A 4,589-nucleotide genomic window follows, 5' to 3' on the forward strand; every position below is an offset into this window, starting at 1 on the left:
TTTGTGAGCCTTTAAACACTACAACAACTTCTTTTTTGTCACCCCAAAGCACCCTGATAATTGTTCTTCCCCAGCGATCGGTGATTTCGTATCGTCCCTCAGAAGAGAAGCCGTATTGGGTATGGTCAAAGCTTGCCGGATAGGCAAGCCTGCACAGTATTGCGTATCGTTCATATTGGTAACGTTTTAGTGGCTTCATTTGAATGTGGTTGTTGGCTGTTGACTTAAGTATTTAACGTTACCAGCGTAAATCAGGAAAATAGCAAAATGATGACAGTATGCGGCTTTTGTTTGGACTCCCATTCATCACGGTATTTTCCTTTTATCCTACTCAATAACCATTTATCGCATTGTTATTTACGAAATCTTAGTGATTGGTAATCTATCAGCATATACGGAGACGGCCTAAAGAAGAAAGCTGTAGCGTTGCAGGAATAGCGAAACAGCTTGTTACAATCTCTCTGTAATGAATAAAAATAATGTTGGTTGGCACTTAACCTAGCCCCCTTTTGGGGGCAAGGTTAACCTAGTGGTCTGTACTCAGTTCTATTATGAGGAATGATTGTGATTGAGTTTCAGAAGATACATAAAAATTACCACCTTTCGGGCCAGAATGTTCATGAGGCTCTAAAGGGAGTGCATGGAGTGATAAATCGAGGAGAAATTATTGCGCTATTTGGCCCATCGGGCTCCGGAAAGTCTTCGCTTCTGAATATTTGTAGCTTGCTCGACAGTAACTATAACGGGCGAGTGATTATTGATGGCGAGGCAATCACCAAAACTCCGGAGTTTGCCCTTGATATTCGCCGTAAAAAAATAGGGTTGATATATCCCGGTTTTAGTTTGGTGACAGCATACACGGTTTTTGAAAACATTGAGTTTCCATTAGTTCTAAGCCATATTCCGGATGCTATCCGTCGTGATCGTGTTACGGCAATGATGTCGACGTTAGAGCTTGATAAATACAAAGACGATAGACCTGAGCAATTAACAGAAGGGCTTAAGCGAAGAGTGTTAGTAGCAAGGGCTTTTATCAATCAGCCTGTTGCCGTTTTTGCCGATGAACCCGTCGCTGATCTGGATAGTCGTGATGCTGCAAGTTTGATTGAGATGATAAAACGGATAGGAAAAGAGACTGGAAGTTCAGTGCTAATCGCAACATGTGATTCTGACTTGGCTGTAAGTTGCGGGCGCATCATACATTTACAGAACGGAAATATAGTGGAGCATGTTCCGCGGGCTTCTATTCAGCGCAGCAAGGTCTCTGAGGCTCTTCCATGGGGAATATAACACTTCAGCTAAGGTTGATGAAAAATTACCTGATATATCACTGGAAATCATCATTGTTATCGATAGTCTCCGTTAGCTTTTTTACTGTGTTGTTATTGTTTATGCGGAATAATATGGCTAAATTGTTCGAGTACTCTGACTATCATATTACTCTGCATATATTAGGGCTATGTCTGGTCATATTCTTATTCACGTTATCTTCATGGGTTATAGCAATAAATAAGGTTGTAAGTAATGCTTCAGAGTTTAAATCATTTATTGTCCTTGGCTTGAATGAAAGCGAGATATTGTTGTCTCTTCTTGTTAATGCATTGATTATATCTGTAATAGGGCTTTCTCTATCGGGGATCTTGGTAAGGCACAGTGTATTCAGTGAAATTTACAGATTGGAATACTCGTGCTGGGAAGCAATTTCAGTCGTCATTGGAGGAACTTGTATATCGGTAATGACGGCTTTGGTTGCATTAAAAAGATGCCTCGAAACCGACAGGTGATAAGGTTGCTTCTTGTTGTTCATCAAAAATTTATATGCGTGTTGTAGTTTTATAGTCTATAAATTTTAGATGTTTTAAACAAACCTCAGGGAGAGAGTGAATGGACTTTAACGCGCAAAACAATCGTGACCATTCTTTATTACCTAACATATCAATAGATGTTTTTTACCTTCCAATACAGCTGGTTATGATGTCAGGAAAAATGTTGGAAACGGTTGCAGTAGCTCAGGCTAGACAATCGATTGATACTGCCTCTATTCAAACAAACAAGTTGCTTGAAAATGTGGATGTCAAACTGTCGGCAACGGTAAGTGCAATGGACAACAACTTGGTCTTTCCCTTTGATGTCATGGATTATATGTCCAGAGCAACTGCTGATAATTGGCGAGTGTTACTGGGGGGGAAATCAGCAGCAGAGCTTAAATTGGCTGAACAAGTTGATAATCAGGAGAAGTTATTCTCCCGAATGGAAAAGCAATTTAAAAAAGATAAGGCTTCATTAACCCATAGGTTGTCAGAGAAAGAGGAGACCTTAGCATCACAACTATCTGAATCAGAAAAAGCCCGGAAAGCCAAACTATCGGCACAGCGTGCTCAACGAAAGTTAAAATCAGAACTTGAAAAAAGTAACGATCAGGTATCGGCACTTAAAGCTGAATGCGAAAAATATACAGAGAGATACGATCAACAACTGTCGGATAACTCAATGTTGAAGACAGCAAATAAGCAATTAGTGCTTGAACTTGCACAAGCAAGGCAAGAGTCGGAATTGCAGAAAAATGACTCTGAGCAGATGGCGACTAAACTTGAAGCCCTGACGACAGAGCAAACTAAACTGATTGCTGAGAAAGACGGCTTGTACAAACGTATAGAGGAGTTACAACGTCAGTTGGATCACTCTTCAAATTATACCGAATAATAATTCTTTCTATCTTATCAAGCGCCCCGCTCACAGGGCGCTTTTTTTATGCTCTATAGCTTATCTGGTACAAGATGCTCGAAAGTTCTTGCCCAACAACGCTGAGATTGATAAATGTTTATATTATGTTAAGTGTTTTTAACGCTTAGTGTATCGTGATACTAGGATCAATCAGGCATGAGCCGTGAAGTTGCTGTAGGGAGAATGGATATGGAAGGTGGACAACGTGATGTGACGTTGAGGTTTCTTGCTGAGCCGGGAGATGTGAATTTCGGCGGTAAGGTTCACGGTGGTGCTGTGATGAAATGGATTGATTTGGCGGCCTATGCATGCTCTGCGGGGTGGAGTGCGAAATACTGTATTACAGCTTACGCTGGTGGTATCCGTTTCGTCGCGCCGATTCATGTCGGCAACTTGGTTGAGGTCAGCGCAAAGGTTATCTATACCGGTAGCTCTTCTATGCATATCGCGATTGATGTCCAGGCCAGTGATCCTAAAACGTTGGAAAGAAGGCTAACGACTCATTGTATTGTGATCATGGTTGCCGTGGACGAAGAAGGTAAACCGACGCCAGTCCCTGAGTGGGTGCCTCAAACCGAGGAAGATAAGATGCTGCGTGATTCCGCGATTAAGTTAATGAACATGCGCAAGGAGATCGGAGAGGAGATGGAAGCGCATGTGAAGTATCTAAAAAAAGGGCACTGACAAGAAAGATGCCGCCCCACCTAATTGTGGGGCTGGCATAGCTGTGCATAAGTTCGGGTTAAATGTTGTAGTTACTGACTGTGAGTAAATTTCGATACTTGCTCAATAAGCTCTGAAGATTGGTCACTCAGTGTTTCCGTTGTTTGAGCAAGGTGATTGACGAGGTGCCTGTTGTCTCTGGCAATGTCATCAATGCGCTCGATTTCTGATTTGATATTGATACTGTCGTTCGCCTGTTTGGCGGCGATTTCTTCCAATTCATCGAGCTGGCTCAGAGAAAGTTTCGAACCGGCACTGAGTTCACTCAGAGGCTTAACCATATCAGTGACCATCGAAACACCTCGTTCCATTTCGGAACGTCCTTCGACCATACTTGTTACCGCTTCATTGGTTTCCCTGTCGATCTTATCTATGACGTTGTTGATTTCGACGGTGGCGGTACCTGTTCGTGTGGCGAGGTTTCGTACTTCATCGGCAACAACAGAGAACCCTCGTCCGCTATCACCTGCCCGGGCCGCCTCGATGGCTGCGTTCAGTGCCAGAAGGTTAGTCTGTTCGGCAATTTCTCTGACGGTTGTCACCAGTTGGCGGACAGAAGCGGCACTTTCCTGCAATGTTTCGACAGATGTAGCCGAGTGGCTGATGGCAGAGGCAATTTTATCAAATTCCTCGGTGACTAGATTAATGCGCTGTTGACCATCCAAAGCAAGATCATGGCCTTGCTGCGCTTGCTTTTTAGCCTCTTCGGCAGTTGCTGCGACTTGAACACTTTCATCCGAAAATGTATTGATAGTATTGCTGATTCTCTCGACAGCTAGTTCCTGGGTGTTCGATCCTGTCTGGATCTGAGCAACAGGATGCTGAATGGTTTCCGCTGCGTTACTGACTTTATCAGAGGAGTGGTGGATCGCCATAATGAGCTGATCCAGGTTAGAGCATGTTTCGGTCAAGGCATGGGTGATATCACTAATTTCGTCCCGACCCTGCGGTAGTTCCGGACGGCGAAGATCACCACTTGCAAGGCGACGGACGGCCTCGACAACACCACGAATGGGTTTAACGATACTGTGGCTGACAACTAACGCCAAAATAATACCAAGAATGAGGGCTGCGGCGGAAAGTACCATAACCCATTGCTGTGCTTGTTCTCCTTCCTGCTCAACAACTGTCTGCTCTTCCAT

4 protein-coding genes and 1 pseudogene are annotated in these 4,589 nt (G+C 43.6%); 3 read left to right on the top strand and 2 right to left on the bottom strand.

What is annotated here, in order from left to right; translation table 11 throughout:
- A pseudogene (locus MHN01_RS17315) lies at window positions 1-199 on the bottom strand (lipase); the annotation flags it as partial.
- A gap of 365 nt (window positions 200-564) precedes the next feature.
- Here MHN01_RS17315 and MHN01_RS17320 point away from each other — a divergent pair.
- The 3 genes from MHN01_RS17320 to MHN01_RS17330 all read left to right on the top strand — a co-directional run bounded on the left by MHN01_RS17320 (window position 565) and on the right by MHN01_RS17330 (window position 3,408).
- Window positions 565-1,290 carry an ATP-binding cassette domain-containing protein gene (locus MHN01_RS17320; RefSeq protein ID WP_239412485.1) on the top strand — a complete coding sequence of 242 codons (726 nt, stop codon included), beginning with the start codon at window positions 565-567 and terminating at the stop codon, window positions 1,288-1,290.
- A gap of 594 nt (window positions 1,291-1,884) precedes the next feature.
- Window positions 1,885-2,703 (top strand): hypothetical protein, encoded by an 819-nt coding sequence (locus MHN01_RS17325; RefSeq protein WP_239412486.1) that lies wholly within the window; start codon window positions 1,885-1,887, stop codon window positions 2,701-2,703.
- A 210-nt stretch (window positions 2,704-2,913) separates the two neighbouring features.
- A complete protein-coding gene (locus MHN01_RS17330; protein WP_239412488.1) occupies window positions 2,914-3,408 on the top strand; it encodes an acyl-CoA thioesterase in 495 nt (164 codons plus the stop codon).
- Between the two features lie 71 nt (window positions 3,409-3,479).
- Here the strand turns inward: MHN01_RS17330 and MHN01_RS17335 are convergent.
- Window positions 3,480-4,589, bottom strand: a 1,110-nt coding sequence (locus MHN01_RS17335) for a methyl-accepting chemotaxis protein (protein ID WP_239412487.1), incomplete at its 5' end; no start/stop codon positions are given.

The organism is Photobacterium sp. OFAV2-7 (assembly GCF_022347985.1).
In the GTDB taxonomy this organism is placed as follows: Bacteria; Pseudomonadota; Gammaproteobacteria; order Enterobacterales; family Vibrionaceae; genus Photobacterium.

Coding starts and splice junctions, on each gene's coding strand:
- MHN01_RS17330 (WP_239412488.1), top strand. CDS start 2,914: ATGGAAGGTGGACAACGTGATGTGACGTTGAGGTTTCTTGCTGAGCCG.
- MHN01_RS17325 (WP_239412486.1), top strand. CDS start 1,885: ATGGACTTTAACGCGCAAAACAATCGTGACCATTCTTTATTACCTAAC.